Genomic DNA, 21662 nt, shown 5'->3' with positions numbered 1-21662 from the left:
TATAATTGTCTTATATTATCATAAATTTTAAATAAAGAGTTAAATAATGCGAAAATGAAACTATGAAAGCAGTTTTTGAGCAACTAAATACCGAAGAGTCAAGTTCATTTATTCTTCGACAATTCGATGTTCTGAGGTTCGATGCTCCGTTTCATTTTCATCCAGAATATGAATTGACTTTAATCTTAAAAGGAGAGGGGCAACGCTACGTTGGGCAACAAGTAAGTGAGTTTTTTGTGGGAGATTTGGTTTTTTTAGGAGCAAATTTGCCACATTGCTGGGTCAATCAACCGATTGAAAATGTATCTGCTATCGTTATACAGTTCGGTGAATTATTCTTGGGAAAAGGGATAGTTGATTTACCAGAAATGCAGAAAGTGAAGGTTTTTTTAGAAAAATCGAAGTCGGGTTTTGAAATAATTGGCAAAACAAGGGAGATTCTCACAGAAAAGATAGTAGCGTTGCAGCAAAAAACTGCCTTACAGAAAATTGCTGGATTGTTAGAAATCTTCGATATACTGAGTAATTCAACCGAAATCACGACGATTGATGATTTCTTTTTTGAGCATCAATATAATCAATCCGAAACGGCACGTTTTCAAAAGGTTTTTTCGTATTTGATTGAAAATTTTAAAGAAGAAATTACCCTCGAACAAATTGCTAATATTGCTGATTTATCTCCGACCTCGTTCTGTCGTTATTTCAAGAATATTACGAATAAAACTTTTGTCGAAGTTTTGATTGAGTTTAGATTGCAATATGCCTGTCAGTTGCTCAACAAGACCGACTTACCGATTCAACAAATAGCATTTGAAAGTGGGTTTGGGGATGTCCCGTATTTTAATAAATTGTTTAAAAAGCATAAAAGTCTAACACCAAAAGAGTGGCGAGGTCGATAAATTATTTTTACAGAAAATTTTAGAACAAATGGCTAACGAAAAGATAAATTTACAAGCCCTCGAAGGGAAATGGTACATTATTCTCTCGAATTTCCCTATGTGGTTAAAAGGAGACAAAACCAATCCAACTTTCAATTACAAGGTGGCTGAAAGAGATGGAGTTTTAGGATTGATTGATGAAGTGAAATATACTCAAAACGGTCGCCAAAAATCAATCAATGGTTTTGATAAACCCCTAAACAATGAAAATACTGCCTTTGAATGGCGTGGAAATGGGCTACTTTCACTTTTATCAAGTAAATGGGGTATTTTACACATTGAAACAACTGAAAATTGGGCAATAATTTACTTTGAAAAAACATTATTTACACCAAAGGGCTATGATGTTATTAGTAGAGATAAGCAACCAAATAGCTTGATAATGAGTAAGATAGAGGGGAAACTGCGAGAACTTAATATCAATGAAAAACTAAAAAAAATATCGTGATAGATTTTCAATTCTATCACGATATCTTATATCTCCTTTTAGAAACAAGTTCGGTTAATTGGTATAGCCTTCATGCTAAAAGTTCTTTACTCATATTGTAGATTAGCGATTGACGATTACAAATTGAAGAATTTTTTATAATTTGAAAAATTCAAAAATCTTCAATTATCACTCCTTAATCTGCAATTTTTAAATGGTTCGGTGTATTACTTTCTATAATCCAACGCTGGTTTTCTATCGCCAACCATTGCTTGGTATTTGAATTCCTTCGTACCACGAGCTTTTTCAAACTCTGTCTTTGCATCTTTCAATGTTTGCGGACTTTCAAATAGGTCAGTCACAGTCAAAGCCATTGTTTTTGCCGCATTTACCATTCCCTTTCTTCCGATACTCATACCGCCAGCCGCAACCGCTTGCCAGCTATGAGCAGGCGTGCCAGGAACCCAAGTGGCCGTTGTCAATCCAACCGTCGGAACAGTCCAACTTACATCACCAACGTCAGTTGAGCCGCCGCCACCTTTTTCGGCAGTCAAAGGCTTTACACCTGTCGCATCTTCAAATTTTACATTTTCAATACCCAAACTTTTACCAATTTTTTCGGCAAATGCTTTTTCTTCGGCTGTATAATTAAAACCGCCTACTTTCGTTAAATTTGCGTGCATAACTTTTGCCAATGTTTCGTTGGGTAATAATTCATACGTTCCGCCTGTCAATTCCCAATCCACACGAGTGCCAGTTCCCATGGCTGCACCTTTGGCCGCATTTTCGATTCTCGACCAGACATCCATCACATCGGTTCTACGTGGACTACGAGCGTAATAATAAACTTCAGCAAAATCAGGTACAACATTTGGTGCTTTTCCGCCATTAGTAATTACGTAGTGAATACGAGTATCAGAAGGTACGTGCTCACGAAGCATATTTACCATATTGTCCATTGCCTCAACACCATCAAGAGCCGAACGACCTTTTTCGGGTGAAGCCGCTGCATGAGCTGAAACACCATAAAAACGGAATTTACCAGATTTATTTGCCAATGAAGTGCCAAAACTTGCACTATTCGATGAACCTGGGTGCCAATGAACTACGGCGTCAACATCGTTGAAAAGTCCTTCACGAACCATATAAACTTTTCCCGATCCACCTTCTTCGGCAGGTGTTCCGTAAAAACGAATCGTTCCTTTGATATTATTTGCCTTCATGTATTCTTTTACTGCAATTGCTGCGGCTGCCGATGCTGTGCCGAATAAATGGTGCCCGCAAGCATGGCCAGCGATTCCGCCAACTGTTTTTTGATCAGCCGTCGAATCTTGAGACAAGCCTGGAAGTGCATCAAACTCCCCCAAGATTCCAATGATTGGTTTACCTTCACCAAAAGTTGCCGTAAATGCTGTAGGAATTCCTGCGACACCTTTTTCGATTTTGAAACCTTCTTTACTAAGAGTTTCCTGCAAAAGTGCCGAACTTTTAGTTTCTTGATAGCCCACTTCGGCATAATTCCAGATTTGTTTGGCAATTCCGCCATAATACATTTCTTTTTTACCGATACTTTCGAGCATTTTATCTTTGGGCGATTGGGCAAAAATACTCACACTAACGAGAGAGCATAAAATAAAGAGTTGCTTCATGATGTTGAAGAAGATTGGTTAATGGTTAGTTTTTTAGTCAAAGGTCCGCAGTCAATAGTTTACAGCAAATAACTGTTGACCATCGACTATCGTCTGTTGACTACTTAAATATTTCTTTTTTCACCAAATCGGGTCTTGAACTTGAAATCAAGTGCCCTGATTCGGGAATAAATATAAATTTAGCATTTTTTCCGATAAGCATCTTTTTTGCGAACGAAAAATTTGTTGTGTCAACAATCCAATCTTTTCCACCAGCCATCACAGTAACCTCCGAATTAATTTTTTGCCAATCATTTTTAAGTATTTTTAACTCTTTTATGTGTGCGTATTTTTCATCAGTGGCAGTGTTCATGCGTTCTGGAAGAAACCAACGAACCAAGAAAACTTTTCCAAATTTAGAAAACCACCAGAATTTTTCAGTATCTGGGTCTATTGCTGGTGAAAGTAATACAATTTTTTCGATTTTATCGGGGTACATTGCCGCCAGTTTTGCTGCTACTGGGGCACCATACGAACGTCCGATTACAATTGCTTTTTTGTTTGAATGATTACTTTTTAAAGCCAAAATGATACTTTTTGCTTGTTCTTCTAAGCTATAAACTTTCTTTTTAGGGCGTTTCTGAGATTTTCCGTAACCAGGGCGGTCAACTGAAATAAGATGAAAATTGTTTTGAAGCAAACTATCGTCCAGTAAATTCAGATAACCATCCCACGAACCTGGAGCTCCATGAACAAATAATACAGGTTGAGCGGTTTCAACACCAAAAGTTACGTAATGAAGTTTTATAGAATCATTTTCTATGATGTGAAATAAGGGTTTTGAAATCCGATTGGCATAATGAGCTTTTAACTCCTTTTCGGTCAAAATCCAACGACTAAAGCACGAAACGAATACTACACTAAGAGTCAGAAATACAAAAATAAGTTTTAGACGAGATTTCACTTTGATAGCTAATTGACTGATAATAAACAATGATTACAGTCATATAAACGCAGTTTGAGGATAAAACGTTTTGTAAGAAATGAAATTTAACATTACTTTAAGCCAAATTTTTTCCCAGGCATAGCCTTGATGATGCCTTGAAATTCGAGATTGAGTAGGAGCGAAGCCAATCGGTTGAGTGGTACTTGTGTTTGCCAACTGAGTTCATCAATCTGCATTTCGCCGTGAGTACGTAGATGCGAAATCACTTGAGCTTCCTCGTCGGTAAAGATGCTTAAATCAACATCGTTTTTCTTGAATTTTATATTATCAGGATTTTCGTCTAAGTCCCAATTAAGAGCTTCAACGAGGTCATTTATCTGAGTGTAGATACTCGCTTTATTTTTCTGAATAAGTTTATTACAGCCTTCTGACACTTTATTGGCCAACGTACCTGGAACTGCAAAAACTTCTCGATGATAATTATTGGCGAACTCGGCTGTTACCATTGCTCCACCTTTGGCAGCAGACTCAACTACAATTGAGGCATCACTTAGTCCCGCAATGATTCGATTACGGGCCAAAAACATATTTCTGATTGGTTGTTTGCCAAAGGAATGTTCGGAAATAATACCACCATTTGTTATGATTTGTTCTATATATTTTTCGTGTTGAGAAGGATAAATTACATCGATTCCACTGGCCATTACTGCAATTGTAGGTAAACCAAAATCAATTGCAGCTTTATGTGCAGTAATATCAATTCCATAAGCCAATCCGCTCACAATCAGGGGGTTATAGTTTTTTGACTGCTCGACAATACTTTCGGTTACTTTTTTTCCATAATCTGTAGCTTGACGAGTGCCAACAATTCCAATCGAACGAAAATGGTCTAAGCTTGCAGTTCCTCTATAATATAAAACAGCAGGAGCATCATAAAGAGGTTTTAGGCGTGATGGATAATTTTTATCGGTAGAAAAGAAAAGTTGAACCCCCAGTTTTTCGGCGTCTTTTAAGGTTTTTTCGGCATCTGAGAGTAAATCTTTCTTCTTTAAGCCTTCAATTACAACTCGACCAACGCCCGAAATTTTCAGTAATTTATCAGTTTTTGCTTTGAAAACATGTTCTGCTGAACCACAATAGCTAATTAATTGTCGGAAAAATACGCTTCCAACACCTTCAACATTTGATAATGCAATCTGATAAATTTTTTCCATGTACAGCAAAAGATATTGATAAGAGTTTACCCAAATTTACTTCAAAATATATTCTCCCCAAATTGGGTAGTGGTCAGAATAGGGTGTTTCTGAAAAAGTTTTGAATCGTTTCACTTCGAGTTTCTTTTCATCATAAAATAAGTTGTCAATTCTCAGAAAACCAGGTTTTCTATGATACGTAAAACCAAAACCCCGTCCTGCATCTTCAAAACTATTTCTTAAATATTTTCTTATTTTACCATAAGCGAAACCATACGGTAATTCGTTCAAATCTCCACAGACCATCACTGGGTATGGACTCTCTTCAATCCATTTTTCTAATTCTTTAACCTGAATAGCTCTATCTTCAAAGCCCCCTTTGAGTTGATGATAAATTGTTTTGGCTTCTTTTTTTGCGAGTTCTTTGTCTTCTTTTGCTTCAATCACCCTCTGTACACGTACCCCCATTGAGCGTAGTTGTACATTTATGACCCGAATAGTATCTTTTTTTATGATAATATCGGCAGAAAGTAAACCATTATGATTGATTGACCAATGTTTTTCTTGTTTTCTAATAATCGGGAATTTAGAGAAAATCGCTAATCCAATGTCACCTTGTCCTCGATCATTGCCAGGTGTTGAGTGAACATAAGTATAATATTTGTGGGTGCCTCTAAATTTTTTGATTGTACTGAATTGAGGAAAATCGTCCCAATTGTATAGTTCTTGTATACATTTAATATCAGCATCGATATCAACTGCTTTTTTTACTAAATTAATGGCATTTGTTGTATCGTGTTCGTGAATATAAGTAAAAGCGTCGCACCACATGATATTATAGCTCATCACACTAAAACCACTTCGAGAGTCTCGACTATCAATATTGTGCCATGTGATGGTGCGTAAGATAAAAGGATATCCAATGATTAATAATGCAAAAGACATTAATGCTCGTGGAGAGAGTCGTATCAGCCAAATCAATAAAAAAATGCCGTTAGCTACCAAAACAAATGGCATCGACATCATCAAAAAACCCGCCAACCAATGTTTTACACTAACCGAATAGCTCAACTGATATACCAATAAAGTATAGACTGCAAGCAATATATTCAGGAAGAACAAAAAGCGTTTAAATATTTCTTTTATCAACTGCATTATTGGGTTGAGGAGTGGCATTTATGCCTAAAATTACTACCTAAACTCGACTTTCTGAAACATATTTGATAAAAAAGCGGATATTTCCAGTTTTTTGTTCGTTTTAAAGCCTAAAAAGGTAGAAATTTGTATGTTCAAAATACAAGAAATTTGTGAAAAATAAAGCAAAAGAATGGATAAAACGCTACTTACCAGCCGAAATAATTTCGATTGTCGTGACGCTTGTTTCATCCGTTCTGACTTATAAATTAACCAACAGTAATCTTACAACAGCTTTAGTTGGAACATGGGTTGGGAATATTGGCTACTTCGGAACAATTCTTTTGAGCGATGTTTACAGCACAAGTAAAGAGTTAAAGCTCAATAATAGACCATATACATTCAAAACTTTTGGACATAACATCCGAGCTTTGTTTGTTGAGTTTGGTATTGCTGAGTTTTTTGATAGTCTGTTCGTTCGTCCTACACTTATGTACTATTTACCTATTTGGGTTGACGATATTTCATTGGGCGTTATTATTGCAAAATTTGCTGCTGATATTACATTTTATGTACCAGCCATCATTGCTTATGAGTTATCGAAGAAAAAATTTCGTAGTTTTGAATAATAGTTTCTTCATTACCAGCTTATTCTGTATGAAAATTTGCAAAATATCGAAAAAATATCTATATTTGCATCAGAATTGTGAAAAAGGAGGAGCGAAGCCCTCCTTTTTTGCTTGTAAATTCATACCATAATTAAATATTTGTAATCAAAATAAGCTGTTTTAGCTCCATTTACTTACCAATATTTGAATATATAAGTAATATAAGGTAACCGCACGGGCGGCACCGCAGTTTGCCAGTAACCATTAATTATGAATACCAATAACGAAGTAAAACAGAAAATCGAGCAACTTTTAGAGCCATTACTCGAAAATGATAAATTTTTTATAGTTGATATCAAAGTATCGTTGTCGAAAGTGCACAGTAAAGTTACGATTCTGCTCGACTCCGATGAAGGTATCAAAATTGATGAATGTACAGCCATCAGTCGCCAACTCGGGACAGATATTGACGAAATGATGCCCGAAAAATATACACTCGAAGTCTCTTCACCAGGTGTAGATTTTCCGCTGAAATCTGAGAGAATGTATCGTAAAAATATTGGCCGTAGTCTTAAAGTTATTCAAAAAGATGGTTCTGAGCTAAAAGGAAGTTTAGAAAGTGTTGAAGCCGAACAAATTACAATCATCGAAGAGAAAAAGCGTAAGAAAAGCGAAGAGATTGTGCCAGTTGTAATTCCGTTCAGCAATATCAAAGAATCAGAAGTAATTATCTCTTTCAAATAATATTAGTAACTAAAAATATTTTGAACAAAAATTAAGGTGTTTAATTTGATTTTGTAAATCATTCTACATTCTTAATTCTTAATTGAATACTAAGCTATGCATAGTGGAGAATTAATAGCATCGTTCTCAGAATTTGCTCGTGAGAAAAACATCGACCGCCCAACCATGATTAAGGTTTTGGAAGATGTTTTCAGAACAATGATTCGTAAGAAATTTGGTTCAGACCATAATTTTGACGTTATCATTAATGCCGATAGCGGTGACTTAGAAATGTGGCGTACGAGAGAAATCGTTGATGATAACTCCGAAGATATTTGGGATACTGACAAAATCATGCTTTCAGAAGCCCAAAAAATTCAGCCTGACTTTGAAATCGGTGAAGAAGTAGCCGACGAAGTTAAGCTTGAAGATTTTGGTCGTCGTGTAGTACAAACTGCTCGTCAAACTTTGATTCAGAAAATCAAAGATTTAGAGAAAGAAATGCTCTACATTAAATACAAAGATTTGGTTGGTGAGCTTATCATCGTAGAAGTTTATCAGATTCTCGGGAAAGAATTAGTATGTCTGGATAGTGAAAGCAACGAATTGGTGCTTCCAAAAACCGAGCAAATACCAAAAGATAGACCAAGAAAAGGGACAAGTATCAAAGCAGTAGTTCATAAAGTTGAAATGAATAACGGAACTCCTCGCATTACGCTTTCTCGTACTTCACCAGTATTCCTTGAGCGTTTATTTGAGCAAGAAATTCCTGAAATCTTGGACGGTTTGATTTCGGTACGTAAAATTGTACGTGAACCAGGCGAAAGAGCTAAAGTTGCCGTAGAGTCTTATGACGACCGTATTGACCCAGTAGGAGCTTGTGTAGGTATGAAAGGTTCAAGAATTCATACAATTGTAAGAGAATTAGAAAACGAAAATATTGACGTTATTCAGTGGACTGATAATCTTAACTTGTTGATTTCGAGAGCTTTAAGCCCTGCTAAAATTAGCAATATTCAGGTTGACAACGAACGCAAGCGTGTGGCCGTTTACCTAAAACCAGACCAAGTGTCGTTGGCTATTGGTAAAGGCGGTATGAATATTAAGTTGGCTGGAAAACTCGTTTCGATGGAACTTGACGTATTCCGTGACATCGAAGGAGAAGAAGACGAAGAGGACGTAGATTTATCAGAATTTGCTGATGAAATCGAAGATTGGGTACTCGACGAATTCCGTAAGATTGGTCTCGACACTGCAAAATCTGTATTGGCTATCTCAAAAGAAGATATTGCCCGTCGTACAGAGTTAGAAGAAGAGACAATCGACGAAGTTTTAGGAATTTTGAGTCGAGAATTTGAATAAATCGAATACAAATCTGTGATTTAAAACGAAATAAGCAACTATAAACCATATATTCTTGATAGTCAAGAATATATGGTTTACATTTGTAGTATTGAATTCAAAATCACAAATAGAGAAATTCTCCGAAGGTTTTGGACTTTGGAAAAAGAGTAATTAATCCCGCAAAGGATAACAAAACAGATTTTTAAATCATTTTATGACAGAACAAAAAGAAATGCGACTCAGCCTTGCGGCAAAGAAACTCAACGTTGGTATTGTAACTATCGTTGAAAAACTTGCTGGGAAAGGACATCGTATTGAGAATAATCCAAATGCCAAACTCAACTTTGAGTTATTGACTATTCTTTCAAAAGAATATAACAATAATTCTTTGCTTGAAGATGGAGGTTCGCCTAAACCAGTGGAAGAGGTAAAAACTACTTCGGCTGGTAATTCTGATATTTTATATTTCCGCCAACAAGCTAAAATAGAAGAAAAGAGAGAGGCTGAACCTGCCAAACCTGCTGAGCCCGAAGTGATTCGTGCCGAAAGCAAAACGCAAGGTCTTACAATCTTGGGTAAAATTGATTTGGATAAAAAGCCAACTCCACCACCAGTTCCAGCACCAGCCCCTGTTCCACCAGTAGTGGTTGCTGAACCAGTGAAAGAGCCTGTAGTTGAGCCAGCTAAACCAGAAGTGGTTGAGAAACCAGTTGAGGTAAAAGTTGAACCTAAGGTTGAAGTGGTAGTTGAGCCAAAACCAGTAGTGATTGAAGCTCCAAAAGTAGTTGAGCCCCAGCCACCAGCACCACAACCAGTAGTTGCTCCAGTAGTGGAAGCTCCTAAGGTTGTAGAAGCTGCAAAACCTGAGCCACCAAAGCCAGAGCCAATTAAAACTGAGCCAAAACCTCAACAACAAAATCGTCAGGATTATCCTCCTCGTCAACAAGGAGGTCAGCAACGACAACAGCCAACTGAGCGTCTTGATCCTCGTCAACCGTACAAGGCCGATCAACGCCCACCTCATAAGGCAGGTAATTTGGCGACGCCGCCTGCTCCAGCCCCTGTTAAGCCAGTGGTCGTACCAGAAATAGAGATAGAAGAGATAATCGAACCAGAATTGATTCAAGCAAGAGGAGAGAAACTTCAAGGCTTGAAAGTTTTGGGTAGAATAGAGCTCCCTGTTGAGAAAAAGTCAACCGTTGCTGAAGATAGAGATAAACGTAAGCGTAAGCGTAAACGTGTAAAACGTGGTGAAAAAGTGACGGGAGCTGATGCTGCTACAACGCCAAAACCAAAGGCACCAGCAGCAACAGGTACAACTGCCAACACCAATAATAATACAACTGCCAAAAAAGGTGGTGACCCTAAGAAGAAAAAAGAACGCAAAGAAGAGGTTTCTCAGGTTCAAGTAAAAGAGCAAATCAAACAAACGATGGCTCGTATGCAAACCAAAGGCCCTGACTTCGGAGCAAAATATAGAAAAGATAAGCGTAGGTCACGTGCAGACCAAGAAGAACAACGTGTATTGCAAGAACAAGAAGAAAGCAGCACATTGAAAGTAACCGAGTTTATTTCGGCAGCCGAATTAGCATCATTGATGGATGTATCGGTAACTGAAGTAATTTCGGCGGCAATGAAAATGGGTATGTTTGTATCCATCAATCAACGCCTTGATGCTGAAGCAATTCAAATGCTTGCTCTTGATTTCGACTTTGATGTTCAGTTTATTACAGCCGAAGAGGAAGTAAAAGTTGATACGATTGAAAAAGAAGATGCTGAAGAAGATTTATCTCCGAGAGCTCCAATCGTTACAATCATGGGTCACGTTGACCACGGTAAAACGTCCTTACTTGATTATATCCGCCGAACGAAGGTTGCATCAGGTGAAGCGGGTGGTATCACGCAGCACATCGGTGCTTATGACGTTGAAATTAACGAAGGCCCAAATAAAGGTAAGAAAATTGCATTCCTTGATACTCCTGGTCACGAAGCCTTTACGGCCATGCGTGCAAGGGGGGCAAAAATTACTGACGTTGTAATCGTTGTAGTTGCTGCCGATGATAGTGTGATGCCTCAAACACGTGAAGCTATTAATCACGCTAAAAATGCGGGTGTTCCGATTGTATTTGCGATTAATAAAATTGATAAGCCAGGGGCAAACCCTGAGAAAATCCGTGAGGATTTATCGAAAGAAAACATCTTAGTTGAAAGTTGGGGTGGTAAATACCAAGAACAAGAAATTTCTGCTAAGAAAGGATTGGGTATCAACGAGTTACTTGATAAAGTATTACTCGAAGCCGAATTACTTGACTTAAAAGCTAATGCTAATCGTACTTCGGTTGGTTCAGTTGTTGAGGCTTCTCTTGATAAAGGACGTGGATATGTGACAACTGTCCTTGTACAAAATGGTACATTGAAAGTTGGTGACGTTATTTTGGCTGGTCAGTATTTTGGTCGTGTAAAAGCGATGGTAGATGCAACTGGTGCCAGAATTAAGGCTGCTGGGCCTTCAACCCCTGTTCAGGTGCTTGGTTTGCCAGGAGCTCCACAAGCGGGTGATAGATTTAATGTAATGGATTCGGAGCGTGAAGCACGTGATATTGCAAACAAACGTGAGCAAATCAATCGTGAACAAAGTATCCGTGCTAAAAAACATATTACACTCGAAGAAATTGGTCGCCGTAAAGCCATTGGAAACTTCCACCAATTGAATGTTATCGTAAAAGGTGACGTGGATGGTTCGGTAGAAGCCCTCTCTGACTCATTATTGAAACTTTCTACCGAAGAAGTTCAAGTAGCAATTATTCACAAAGGAGTTGGACAAATTTCTGAATCAGATGTATTGTTGGCGTCAACTGCCGATGCCATTGTGATTGGTTTCCAAGTTAGACCATCGAATAACGCACGTAAAATTGCAGATAATGAAGAAATCGAAATCAGATTGTATTCTATCATCTACGATGCCATCAATGAAATTCGTGATGCGATGGAAGGCTTGTTAGCGCCGAAAGTAGAAGAAACTGTTGTGGGTACTATCGAAGTTCGTGAAGTATTCAAAATTAGTAAAGTTGGTACAATTGCTGGTTGTTATGTAACGGATGGTAATTTCAAACGTAACAATAAAGTTAGATTAGTTCGTGAAGGAATTGTTCTACACGAAGGTGAGATTCAGCAGTTGAAACGTTTCAAAGATGATGTAAACGAAGTGAAATACGGTTTTGAATGTGGTTTGAGCTTAAAAGGCTTCAACGACATCGAAATTGGTGATACACTCGAAAGCTTTGAAGTGAAAGAAGTAAAACGTAAGCTATAAGTTAGCTATCAAGCATAAATAAAATGCCTCTCGAGACCGAGAGGCATTTTTTATTGATTTATTTGCTAATATGCTGTACTAAGGTTCGTTTGGCGATTGGTAAGAGTGTTTCTTCCAACGGAAAAGATAACTCGGTTTCGATAGAATATACAGCAGGGTTTGGTAAGCTTTTCTGTTGTTTTATCAGATTTATCTTAATATTTTCGTAGCTATTAACAAAATTGCGTTCCCATTCTGAAATAAAAGTTGTACTTAACGAACGGTATTTTTCGCTGTGTCGCTCAAATAGTGTTAGGCGGTAGGAATATACTCTTGTACTACGTTTTTGTCCATTACATAAGAAAAAATATCCTTCATCAAGTTTGAGCGGTATAATGCCAACTGGACTAATGGAGAGTTTACTTTCAACAAAATCATAAATCTCGCTTCCAACCGAAATCGCATTTTGGAATCGCTGACTGGCATAATGAATAATCTCTTCAATTTCTTGCATAAGATTATTATCCGCAATCATTTCTTCATAAATCAACTCTAAGTTTTCAATCTGAATACCAGAAAGTTTTTTAGGGAAATGGTCTTTCAGATAGTTTTTGTTATTTTTGAATGAAACTAAATTGTTGTGATGAAAAAATAAATCGGAGAGTTGAGGATAGACTTTAGTGTTGTCGAAGCATTGTTTCACTTTTTGTAAATATGCCAGAAGTGTGTATTTTTTTGCCTCAAAATCAATCACACCATCTACCATCCAAGTTTCAGATAATTTATCCATAGTATTTTTGAAATTGTTTACATTCCAAATTTAGTAGAGATTCTGAAATCACCAAGAGTTTTTGAAAAAAAGTTTTTTATTGCTCAGTTAGTGAAAAGGTTGATATAATCGACAATTTCTTGCATAGTTGTATATAAACCCATTACCTTTTTGTGGACTTGTCTTTTATTGGCCTTAGACTATTTATTGAGGTTTTAAATCACTTTTTGGTGTCCATTTATAGCTATTTCTTCCTGTGTAAATGGTATTTTTATTTTGTGTTTATTGAATTTTTCAAAAATACTGAATCGTATTTCACTGCATATATTTTCTACTTTGAATAAATCTTTTGTCCAGAAAAAAACAGAAAATGACATCGTAGATTCACCAAATTCGGTGAACCTCACAAAGGGTTTGGGTTTTGTTAGAACTGATGGATTTTTGCTTACTAAATTTAGCAGTATTTCTCTGACCTCCCTTATATCAGTTTGGTAGTCAATATTTGCCTGTACTTCAAACCTTGAGGTATCGCTCAAGTGAGTCCAATTTTGAATCTGGCTTGACGTGAGCATTGAATTGGGAAGAATAATATATTTATCGTCACGAGTGATTGCGGTAGTTGTACGAAGCTTAATTTCTTTAATCTGGCAAACCAAATCGTTGACAACAATCACATCACCAACTTTTATTGAAGCATCAATTAATAAGATAATTCCCGAAACAAAATCTTTGAAAAGAGTCTGCAAACCAATACCTAAACCAACTAAAAGGGCTGCCGAACCCGCTAAAATCACCGAAATATCAAGTCCAACAACTTGTAATCCATTTGCTATGGCAAAAGTTATAATGATGTATTTGAAAAGATTATAGAGTGAATATTTCTTACCTTCTTCAATTTTTTTGGTGCGATATATCGTTCTTTTTACTAAATAAAGAGCAATTATTGCAAAAATTATCAGTAGGAAAATGCCAAGAATTGAAGAAACTCTAAAATCGAACGAACCAATTTTGATAATTGAATAGTTTAGTATTTCCTGAAAATTCATTTTAATCATATTTCTTAATGTTTTGATAATGAGCTATTTTTCAATAGAAGTAAAGCTCTAATAGACTCAATATGTTTCTAATAAATATATTGTTCTTGTTTTCGCTTGAGTTTTCTTTCCATTGATGATACGGCTCTGGTGATACTTTCTTCAAATGAAAGGCTATGTTTCTTTATAAATTTATTTTCGGCTGGGAGAGTCACTACTATCTCGCACCATTGATTGCTGATGTCGTGTTTTGCACCAGTACGTAGCACAACTTTTACTCCTATTATATTGGATTGATGATTGCTTAATTGATTTATTTTCTCTTTTACAAAATTATTGAGACGTTCGCTTGCTGTAAATTGTGGTGTTTGAATTGTAATATTCATGCTTTTCTATTAAAATAAATAATTGATAACTTCTTGAAAATCAGGCCTTTTAATTACATAATCGGCTACTCGGTCGAGTCTTTTATCAGTCGAGCAAAAAGATATTCCTACACTTGCTTTATCGGTTAGGCAGATGTCATTTTCGCCATCTCCAATCATCATTGTATCAGTGAGCGAAATGTTATAATGTTCACAAATATGAGCCAGTGCATGACTTTTACAGTAATCATGTTTACAGATACTGTGCTGATGCGGTAGAAAAAAAGAAGGAATTTTTACTTCGCCAGTTGCATGGCTTCTCGAGAATTCAAGCTCGTTGGCAAGGCTGAAATCCACCCCCAGCTTATTTTTCAGGTGATTGGTGATACAGTCATAGCTATCAGAAATGATTCCAACGATATATCCGCTTTGCTTAAGATTTTCGACCAAAGCAAAGGCATTGGGTGTGATTTTTATCGAATCGGCTACATCAAGTAGCTCTTTTAGAGATTTTCCTCTCAATAATTTTGCGATTTGTTTCGTACGAAGCATCGGGTTGGTTTGCGTTCGTCCAATTTCCTGTAATTGTTCATTAAAGTCGAAAGCAAGGGCGGCTGTACGGATAAAACTTCCCCTTGTAATTGTATTATCCATATCCAGAATGGCAATTTTTTTCAATTTCCTTAGATTTTCGCTCAGAGCAAAATCCATTTGCTCACGTATAACCTGAATGTGTTCGTAGGTTTTTAGGTCTTGAAATCCCATGTTTTTCGACTTCTTCAGAATCACCGAAGCTACTTGGCGTGACATCCGCCCAAGGGCTTCTACGCTTTGCATGCGGTTTTCTATATGCCCGATATTTACTTCATCAATTTTTACATTCATCTGAAACATGTCGAGTAAAATCCCAATATCAACACCGTAACCATCTTCAAAATCAATCTTAGAGAAATGTTCTTTTTTTCCAGCAATCATTCCGCTTAGAGGCTGCTTAAAGGCTGGAAAGTTTGGGTAAAGTATTGATAGTAAGGGCTTTGCTACAAGTTCAGTTACTCTACCTGCTTGGCGTGTGAAATAAGATTTAACGAAGTCTGCTTGATTGTTGATAATGGGTAAGGTCAATAAATCAATGATATTGGCACAATAAGTAGTAATATCAGCGTCTAAAAAGGCAATGATTTCGTTCTTTGCAACCATCACACCATCTTTCATCGAAGTCCCTTTTCCAAGTTTTGTACTTGTAATTACCTTACAACCATGTTTTTTTGCAATATCAACTGTCTGGTCTTCTGATTTATCATCAACCACAATTATTTCGGAGACATTCGCCGATTTTTTTGCAGTTTCAATCACGAAACCAACTGTTTTCTCTTCATTGAGTGCGGGAATTATTACGGTTATCATAATGGCTATTTTAAAATTAGATTAAATGTTCACAATCGGTGGAAGTATAAATTCATAGGGATAAATTGGATTAACTTGCTCAACTTCCTGAGAGTCAGTGGCATTCGACACAGTTTGAGGTTTGATACTTAGCACAGGGCATTTAGCATTTTTGACGATCTTTTGGGCGTAAGTACCCAAAAAATGCTGTTTCCAATCTGAATCAATATTGACATTGATGACCAGTAAATCCGATTGATTGAAGTGAGCATACTCTAAAATGAAATCTGCAATATGATTACAGTACACATTCCGATAACTGGTTTCGATTCCTCTACCCTCCATTTGAATAATTAACTCGTTTGCTTTAGCTGAAACTGCATCAAAAGATTCAATATCATAAAAATTTATTACACCGAGTAATTCAATTTTTGATCTCTTTGAGCGTAAAAGATGAGAGATTGCATGATATTTTTCATCTACTCCAGCCACATTACGGACGGGAAAAAGCACATTAAAGAACTCATTTGTTTTAAACTCAGCAGGAATTGTAAGCACTGGACAAACAGCGTTTTTAATGGTTTGATAGGTATTACTTCCTATCAATAAATCTTTGAATAATGAAGAACCGTGCGTACCCATTATGATAAGGTCAATATCTTGCTGATGCGTTGTTTTTTCAATCGTATCGGCTACATACCCTATTTTAGTATGAATGGTTATTGAAATTCGGTGTTTTTTTCGGAGTGATTTGGCTAAATCCTCAAGATTTTGCTTGTTTATTTTTTCAAGGTCAGTCCAAGCATCATAGGTTGTTCCGAATGGAATTTCACCAATCATTGATACATATTGCGGAATTGTGACATGAAGCAAATGTAAATGTGAATTGTGCAATTTGGCAACTGAAACTGCTACACGTAGAGCATTGGATGCATTCTCCGAAAAATCGGTTGGGAATAAAATATTTTCAATTTCTCTGAACATAACTTTAAGGGTTTGGTGAGAAATAATTTGATACTGCAAAGTTCAGTCAGACTATTTAGAGACTACTTTGAAAATAATTAGAATTTAATTAGAGCCAGTTTGAATGGAGAGAAAAGAATACCCCAACGATGAGCTGGGGTTCTAAGGCAAATGAAAAGTCAAATAAACCGTTCATCGTATAAATACTAAATTTAAATACCAAATTGAAATCGAATAGACCATTTTCAACTTTGTACTACATCAAAGGTCAGCCTCAATACTTAGATATTCCTTAAACAAAAATTAGAAATTTATTAGATGTTTTTTTTATGTAAAAATGCTATTTACTTTTGGGTAAACTATTAAGAATATCGGATGAAGATTTTAGTCGTTGAGGATGAATTAAAAACGCTACAAGCAATTCAACAAGGGCTTATGGAGCATTTTTACGAAGTTGATATTGCTTATGATGGTCTGATTGCCAAGCAGCTTGCTATGCGAAACTCTTATAATTGTATCATAACCGATATTATTATGCCAGGTTTGAATGGTTGGATGCTCGTACAAGAACTTCGACAACATGGTATTCAGACACCTATTTTATTATTATCAGCCTTAGGGGAAAGCGAAGATAAAATTTCGGGTTTTGATGCTGGAGCAGACCAATATTTAGTAAAACCATTTCAGTTTGCCGAGCTTTTAGCCAGAGTAAGAGCTTTGACTAAACGAGGTACGGAAACTTTGATAACAAATGACATTTTGAAATTTGCTAACCTCGAAGTAAATCTGGATACGAAAAGAATTACTCGTGCTGGGCAGGATATTGAATTGACGGCATTGGAGTTTCGACTGTTAGAATACTTTTTGCGTAATCAAGGGCGAGTGCTTTCTAAAAATCAGATTGCCGAAAATGTGTGGGATGTGAATTTCGATAAAGGCACGAATTATATTGAAGTTTATATTAACTATTTAAGAAAGAAAATTGATAAAAATTTTGATAAAAAATTGATTCATACGGTTTTTGGAATGGGCTATGTATTGAAAGAAGAATGAAATTAAGACAAGAAATAACACTTAGGTTTCTGATTGTTGTAATGGCTATTCTTAGTATTACGATGTTTTCGGTATATATTTTTACTTCTTTTTTTCTCAACAAAAACTTTTATCGGCGGCTTAATAATAGAGCAGAAACGGTTGTTGGTTGGCTGAGTCAGGCCATCGAGAGTAGAAAAGATATTGCTTTTTTAGAAAGTTTGCTGAAAAATAGAAAAGACCAGATTACTGCTGAAGAAATCATAGTTTACGATAATTTCAATAGAGTCGTTTTTGTCTCTAATGCCACTCAGGTGAAAGCCATCGAATCAACAATTTTGAATGAAATAAAAGAAAAGAGGAGGATTGAATTCGTAGAAAATGGTTTTGACGGAGTAGGAATTTTGTATGAAAGAGCTTATAAGCGGTATATTGTGATTGCAATGGCAAAAAATCAATATGCCGATGAATTTCTTCAACAAATGCGGTGGATGATGATTGGGCTATGGACTTTCTCAATCATTTTTATTGGACTCATTGGCTGGTTTTATGCAAAAAAAACGCTCGAACCGATTGAAAAAATTGGAACTGAACTGAATAATATTTTTCCGAAAAACCTCAATAAAAGACTTGAATATAGTCAGAATAAAGATGAAATAAATAATCTTACGATTACAATTAATCAATTATTAGATAGAGTAGAAGAGGGGTTGGGATTACAGAAAATGTTTATTGGGAATGTTTCACACGAGCTACAAAATCCGCTCACAAGAATAAGTTCTCAGTTAGAAGTAAGTTTATTGAAAGAACGCAAACCTACCGAATACCAAACTACAATTTTCTCCGCCTTAGAAGACATCACAGATTTAGTAAAACTTACCCAAAATCTGTTGAAACTGTCAAGAATCACAGCTGATAATAATGAACTACTGGCCGAATCTGTGAGGCTTGATGAATTGTTGTTTGATACTAAAGCGTTTGTTTTGAAAAATAATCCTAATTATAAAATTGAAATAGCTTTTGATGCTCTACCCGAAGAACCCGAACACCTTTGTATAGTAGGGAATAGTTCATTACTAAAAATCGCTTTCATTAATTTGGTGCAGAATGCTTGCAAATTTTCGTCTGATAATCAAGCTTTAATCAACTTATCAGCCACCGATTTTTATAAAGTGATTCATATTGAAGACAAAGGAATTGGAATCGAAGCACAAGATATTGAGTATATTTTTCAGCCTTTTTATCGCTCTTCTAAAATATCAGAAACGAAAGGTTATGGCATTGGGTTATCATTGGTTGATAGAATCATAAAAATGCACAGTGGCAAAATCAAGGTAACTTCTCAGGTTGGAGTAGGTACTAAATTTTCGATTATTTTCTAATAAAAAAGGCGATACATCACTGCATCGCCTTCTGAATTTTAATTCAATTTATTTTGCATAAGCCACGCTTCTCATTTCACGGATAACAGTTACTTTGATTTGGCCTGGGTATTGCATTTCTTTTTCAATTTTCTGCGAAATATCAAATGATAATTTGCTTGCAATCTCATCCGTTACATTTTCAGAGTCAACAATTACTCGTAATTCACGACCTGCTTGAATAGCGTAACACTTCTCTACCCCATTATAACTAAGAGCTAAGGCTTCCAAATCACGGAGACGCTGCACGTATGATTCCATCATTTCACGTCTGGCTCCTGGGCGAGAACCTGAGATAGAGTCACAGATTTGAATGATTGGTGAAATCATAGAAGTCATTTCGATTTCATCGTGGTGAGCACCAATGGCATTGATAACTTCTGGGTGCTCTTTGTATTTCTTAGCCAATTCCATTCCCAAGAGTGCGTGTGGCAATTCTTGCTCTTCGTGCCATACTTTACCGATATCGTGTAGTAATCCTGCACGTTTGGCTAATTTTGCATTCAAGCCAAGTTCTGAGGCCATAGTGGCACACATCTTAGCCACTTCACGAGAGTGTTGGAGTAGGTTTTGTCCATAAGATGAGCGGAAACGCATTCTACCAATCATTCTAATTAATTCGGGGTGTAAACCGTGTACGCCCAAATCAATTACAGTACGCTCACCAATTTCATTGATTTCGTTTTCGATGTCTTTCTTAGTTTTTGCCACAACTTCTTCGATACGAGCAGGGTGGATACGTCCATCTTGTACCAAACGGTGTAATGACAAACGAGCAATTTCACGACGAACTGGGTCGAAACTCGAAATAACGATTGCTTCTGGCGTATCATCAACGATCACTTCCACACCTGTTGCGGCTTCTAATGCACGAATATTACGTCCTTCACGGCCAATAACCTTCCCTTTAATTTCGTCGCCTTCGATATTGAATACTGAAACGCAGTTTTCGATGGCTTGTTCGGCAGCCGTACGCTGAATCGTTTCGATGATAATCTTCTTAGATTCTTTCGTAGCGGTCAATTTTGCTTCTTCGATTGTCTGCTTAATAAAACCAGATGCACGAGTTTCGGCTTCGCCTTTGATAGCATCAATCAATTGTTGTTTGGCTTGGTCGGCAGTCAAGTTGGCTATCTTTTCTAAGGCTTCTACTTGTTGTGCCAGCATAAATTCGGCTTCTTCTTGGCGTTTACGAGCTACATCCATTTGCTTTTTGGCTGCTTCGGTTTGTTCGTTAAGCTTTGTTTGAAGAGCTTCAAGTTCTTTTTCTCGGCGGATATTTTGTTGTTCTAATTGAGCAGCTTGGTTCTTTGTTTGCAAAGCCGTTTGCTCCATTTGTTTGACACGTTGCTCGTTTTGTAAGATGATATTTTTACGTTTATTTGAATCATCTTCAAACTCAGTCTTTAGCTTTAAAAAATGCTCTTTTGCTTCCAACATTTTATCTTTTTTAATGTTTTCAGCGGTTTGTTGGGCATTTTTTAGTACTTCGTTGGCTCTTATTTCTGCATCAGCATCTTTGCTTTGGAATGTTTTTTTGAGTAATGCTCGACCCACAAAGAACCCAATTGCCAAAGCAACTAAGTCGGTGAGGAGCATCATTAAAATATTCGACATTTGATAGTTTTGTTAAAGAATTTATAAATAATTAGGGAATAATAAGTTCAGAATTTTTAATTGACATACCTAATGCTGTTAATACCATGAAAAGATACTAAGAAATCGCAGGAAGTCAAGCAGTAAACGAACTGATTATACATTTAAACTCGAATAGCTTGAAGGCAAACCGACAGGTAAAAACAAGAAGAAGTATGTGAAAAGCAAATGAAGAATAAATCTGAAACCAGTAGAGGTATTTTCAACTGGTGTTTTTTTATTTTAATTTACTCTCAACCAAGAGTAAGGCGTTGGTCTATATCATCAAGCCTTTGTTTGAGCGATTGTTGCAAAAGTTTATATTTATCTTGGTTTTTTTGAGATTCGACCATACCCTCGATGGCCACAGTCAAATAAAAATCCATAGAATCCATTTCTCCGCCACTATGGCTTTTACTAAACGTATCAAGTCGTCGGTTAATGACAACGGCTGCTCTTCTAAAATATGGCTCCATTTCGGGATGAACCTTGAGTGTGATAACACGATTCGATACTTTCAACCCAATTTCTATTTTTTCAGCTTCTGCCATTTTACAACCAATCTTAAATTGTCAATTTCAAAAAAAATGATTTTATTTTTTATAAATTAATAGATCTTTTCGTCTAAAGTGTTTATAATCAAATCATTTTTATTATTCATTCTACGACCTCACTTGACTATTCTTCGTTTAATAAAGCAATACACGCATCAATCTCTTGTATTAGTTCAGTGATTGTTTTCTTTATTTCTACGTTGTCTGCTGACTTTTTAGCTTTATTCGCTACAATTTTAACACTTTCTTTTTGAATTTCTTTACTTTTTTCAA

At 36.4% G+C, this 21662-nt stretch carries 19 protein-coding genes; 8 read left to right on the top strand and 11 right to left on the bottom strand.

What is annotated here, in order from left to right:
• Window positions 1-62: 62 nt before the first annotated feature.
• Both A6M55_RS04185 and A6M55_RS04180 read left to right on the top strand, forming a co-directional pair.
• Entirely contained in the window at window positions 63-899 is an 837-nt protein-coding gene (locus A6M55_RS04185) for an AraC family transcriptional regulator (protein WP_064196617.1), read from the top strand.
• A 28-nt stretch (window positions 900-927) separates the two neighbouring features.
• Window positions 928-1386: a hypothetical protein gene (locus tag A6M55_RS04180; protein ID WP_064196616.1), complete on the top strand. Its 459-nt coding sequence runs from the start codon at window positions 928-930 to the stop codon at window positions 1384-1386.
• A 206-nt stretch (window positions 1387-1592) separates the two neighbouring features.
• Here A6M55_RS04180 and A6M55_RS04175 read toward each other — a convergent pair whose 3' ends face one another.
• From A6M55_RS04175 to A6M55_RS04160, 4 genes are all read right to left on the bottom strand, one after another.
• Window positions 1593-3014 (bottom strand): amidohydrolase, encoded by a 1422-nt coding sequence (locus tag A6M55_RS04175; protein WP_064196615.1) that lies wholly within the window; start codon window positions 3012-3014, stop codon window positions 1593-1595.
• Window positions 3015-3114: 100 nt separating this feature from the next.
• Window positions 3115-3957 carry an alpha/beta fold hydrolase gene (locus tag A6M55_RS04170; RefSeq protein ID WP_064196715.1) on the bottom strand — a complete coding sequence of 281 codons (843 nt, stop codon included), beginning with the start codon at window positions 3955-3957 and terminating at the stop codon, window positions 3115-3117.
• 92 nt (window positions 3958-4049) lie between these two features.
• On the bottom strand, window positions 4050-5153 hold the full coding sequence (dprA, locus tag A6M55_RS04165) for a DNA-processing protein DprA (protein WP_064196614.1): 1104 nt from the start codon (window positions 5151-5153) through the stop codon (window positions 4050-4052).
• Window positions 5154-5189: 36 nt separating this feature from the next.
• A complete protein-coding gene (locus A6M55_RS04160; RefSeq protein ID WP_197491659.1) occupies window positions 5190-6287 on the bottom strand; it encodes an endonuclease/exonuclease/phosphatase family protein in 1098 nt (365 codons plus the stop codon).
• A 152-nt stretch (window positions 6288-6439) separates the two neighbouring features.
• On the opposite strand from A6M55_RS04160, the gene A6M55_RS04155 reads away from it, so the two are divergent.
• The 4 genes from A6M55_RS04155 to infB all read left to right on the top strand — a co-directional run bounded on the left by A6M55_RS04155 (window position 6440) and on the right by infB (window position 12254).
• Window positions 6440-6895: a hypothetical protein gene (locus tag A6M55_RS04155; protein WP_064196613.1), complete on the top strand. Its 456-nt coding sequence runs from the start codon at window positions 6440-6442 to the stop codon at window positions 6893-6895.
• Window positions 6896-7144: 249 nt separating this feature from the next.
• The gene (gene rimP / locus A6M55_RS04150; RefSeq protein ID WP_082892919.1) at window positions 7145-7618 is read left to right on the top strand and encodes a ribosome maturation factor RimP; all 474 of its coding nucleotides are present in this window, start codon (window positions 7145-7147) and stop codon (window positions 7616-7618) included.
• Between the two features lie 96 nt (window positions 7619-7714).
• Complete coding sequence (nusA, locus tag A6M55_RS04145; protein ID WP_064196612.1) at window positions 7715-8959, top strand: transcription termination factor NusA; 1245 nt, start codon at window positions 7715-7717, stop codon at window positions 8957-8959.
• A gap of 196 nt (window positions 8960-9155) precedes the next feature.
• Window positions 9156-12254, top strand: coding sequence for a translation initiation factor IF-2 (infB, locus tag A6M55_RS04140; protein WP_064196611.1), 3099 nt, complete (start codon window positions 9156-9158; stop codon window positions 12252-12254).
• A gap of 58 nt (window positions 12255-12312) precedes the next feature.
• Here infB and A6M55_RS04135 read toward each other — a convergent pair whose 3' ends face one another.
• The 5 genes from A6M55_RS04135 to A6M55_RS04115 all read right to left on the bottom strand — a co-directional run bounded on the left by A6M55_RS04135 (window position 12313) and on the right by A6M55_RS04115 (window position 16768).
• A complete protein-coding gene (locus A6M55_RS04135; protein ID WP_064196610.1) occupies window positions 12313-13023 on the bottom strand; it encodes a hypothetical protein in 711 nt (236 codons plus the stop codon).
• Between the two features lie 194 nt (window positions 13024-13217).
• Window positions 13218-14057: a mechanosensitive ion channel family protein gene (locus A6M55_RS04130; protein WP_197491658.1), complete on the bottom strand. Its 840-nt coding sequence runs from the start codon at window positions 14055-14057 to the stop codon at window positions 13218-13220.
• A 68-nt stretch (window positions 14058-14125) separates the two neighbouring features.
• Entirely contained in the window at window positions 14126-14422 is a 297-nt protein-coding gene (locus A6M55_RS04125) for an HPF/RaiA family ribosome-associated protein (protein ID WP_064196609.1), read from the bottom strand.
• A gap of 9 nt (window positions 14423-14431) precedes the next feature.
• Complete coding sequence (locus A6M55_RS04120) at window positions 14432-15805, bottom strand: HAD-IB family phosphatase (protein ID WP_064196608.1); 1374 nt, start codon at window positions 15803-15805, stop codon at window positions 14432-14434.
• Window positions 15806-15826: 21 nt separating this feature from the next.
• A complete protein-coding gene (locus tag A6M55_RS04115) occupies window positions 15827-16768 on the bottom strand; it encodes a universal stress protein (protein ID WP_064196607.1) in 942 nt (313 codons plus the stop codon).
• Window positions 16769-17122: 354 nt separating this feature from the next.
• On the opposite strand from A6M55_RS04115, the gene A6M55_RS04110 reads away from it, so the two are divergent.
• Window positions 17123-17800, top strand: a complete 678-nt coding sequence (locus tag A6M55_RS04110; RefSeq protein WP_064196606.1) for a response regulator transcription factor — start codon at window positions 17123-17125, stop codon at window positions 17798-17800.
• Window positions 17797-19161 carry a HAMP domain-containing sensor histidine kinase gene (locus A6M55_RS04105; RefSeq protein ID WP_064196605.1) on the top strand — a complete coding sequence of 455 codons (1365 nt, stop codon included), beginning with the start codon at window positions 17797-17799 and terminating at the stop codon, window positions 19159-19161. Before A6M55_RS04110 ends, A6M55_RS04105 begins: the two co-directional genes overlap by 4 nt.
• A gap of 48 nt (window positions 19162-19209) precedes the next feature.
• Here A6M55_RS04105 and rny read toward each other — a convergent pair whose 3' ends face one another.
• Both rny and A6M55_RS04095 read right to left on the bottom strand, forming a co-directional pair.
• A complete protein-coding gene (rny, locus tag A6M55_RS04100; protein ID WP_064196604.1) occupies window positions 19210-20817 on the bottom strand; it encodes a ribonuclease Y in 1608 nt (535 codons plus the stop codon).
• A gap of 272 nt (window positions 20818-21089) precedes the next feature.
• Window positions 21090-21386, bottom strand: coding sequence for a cell division protein ZapA (locus tag A6M55_RS04095; RefSeq protein WP_064196603.1), 297 nt, complete (start codon window positions 21384-21386; stop codon window positions 21090-21092).
• Between the last annotated feature and the right edge of the window lie 276 nt (window positions 21387-21662).

The organism is Emticicia sp. MM, from assembly GCF_001649495.1.
Note: the sequence above shows the minus strand (reverse complement) of the source record. Positions and strands in the feature narration are given on the sequence as shown.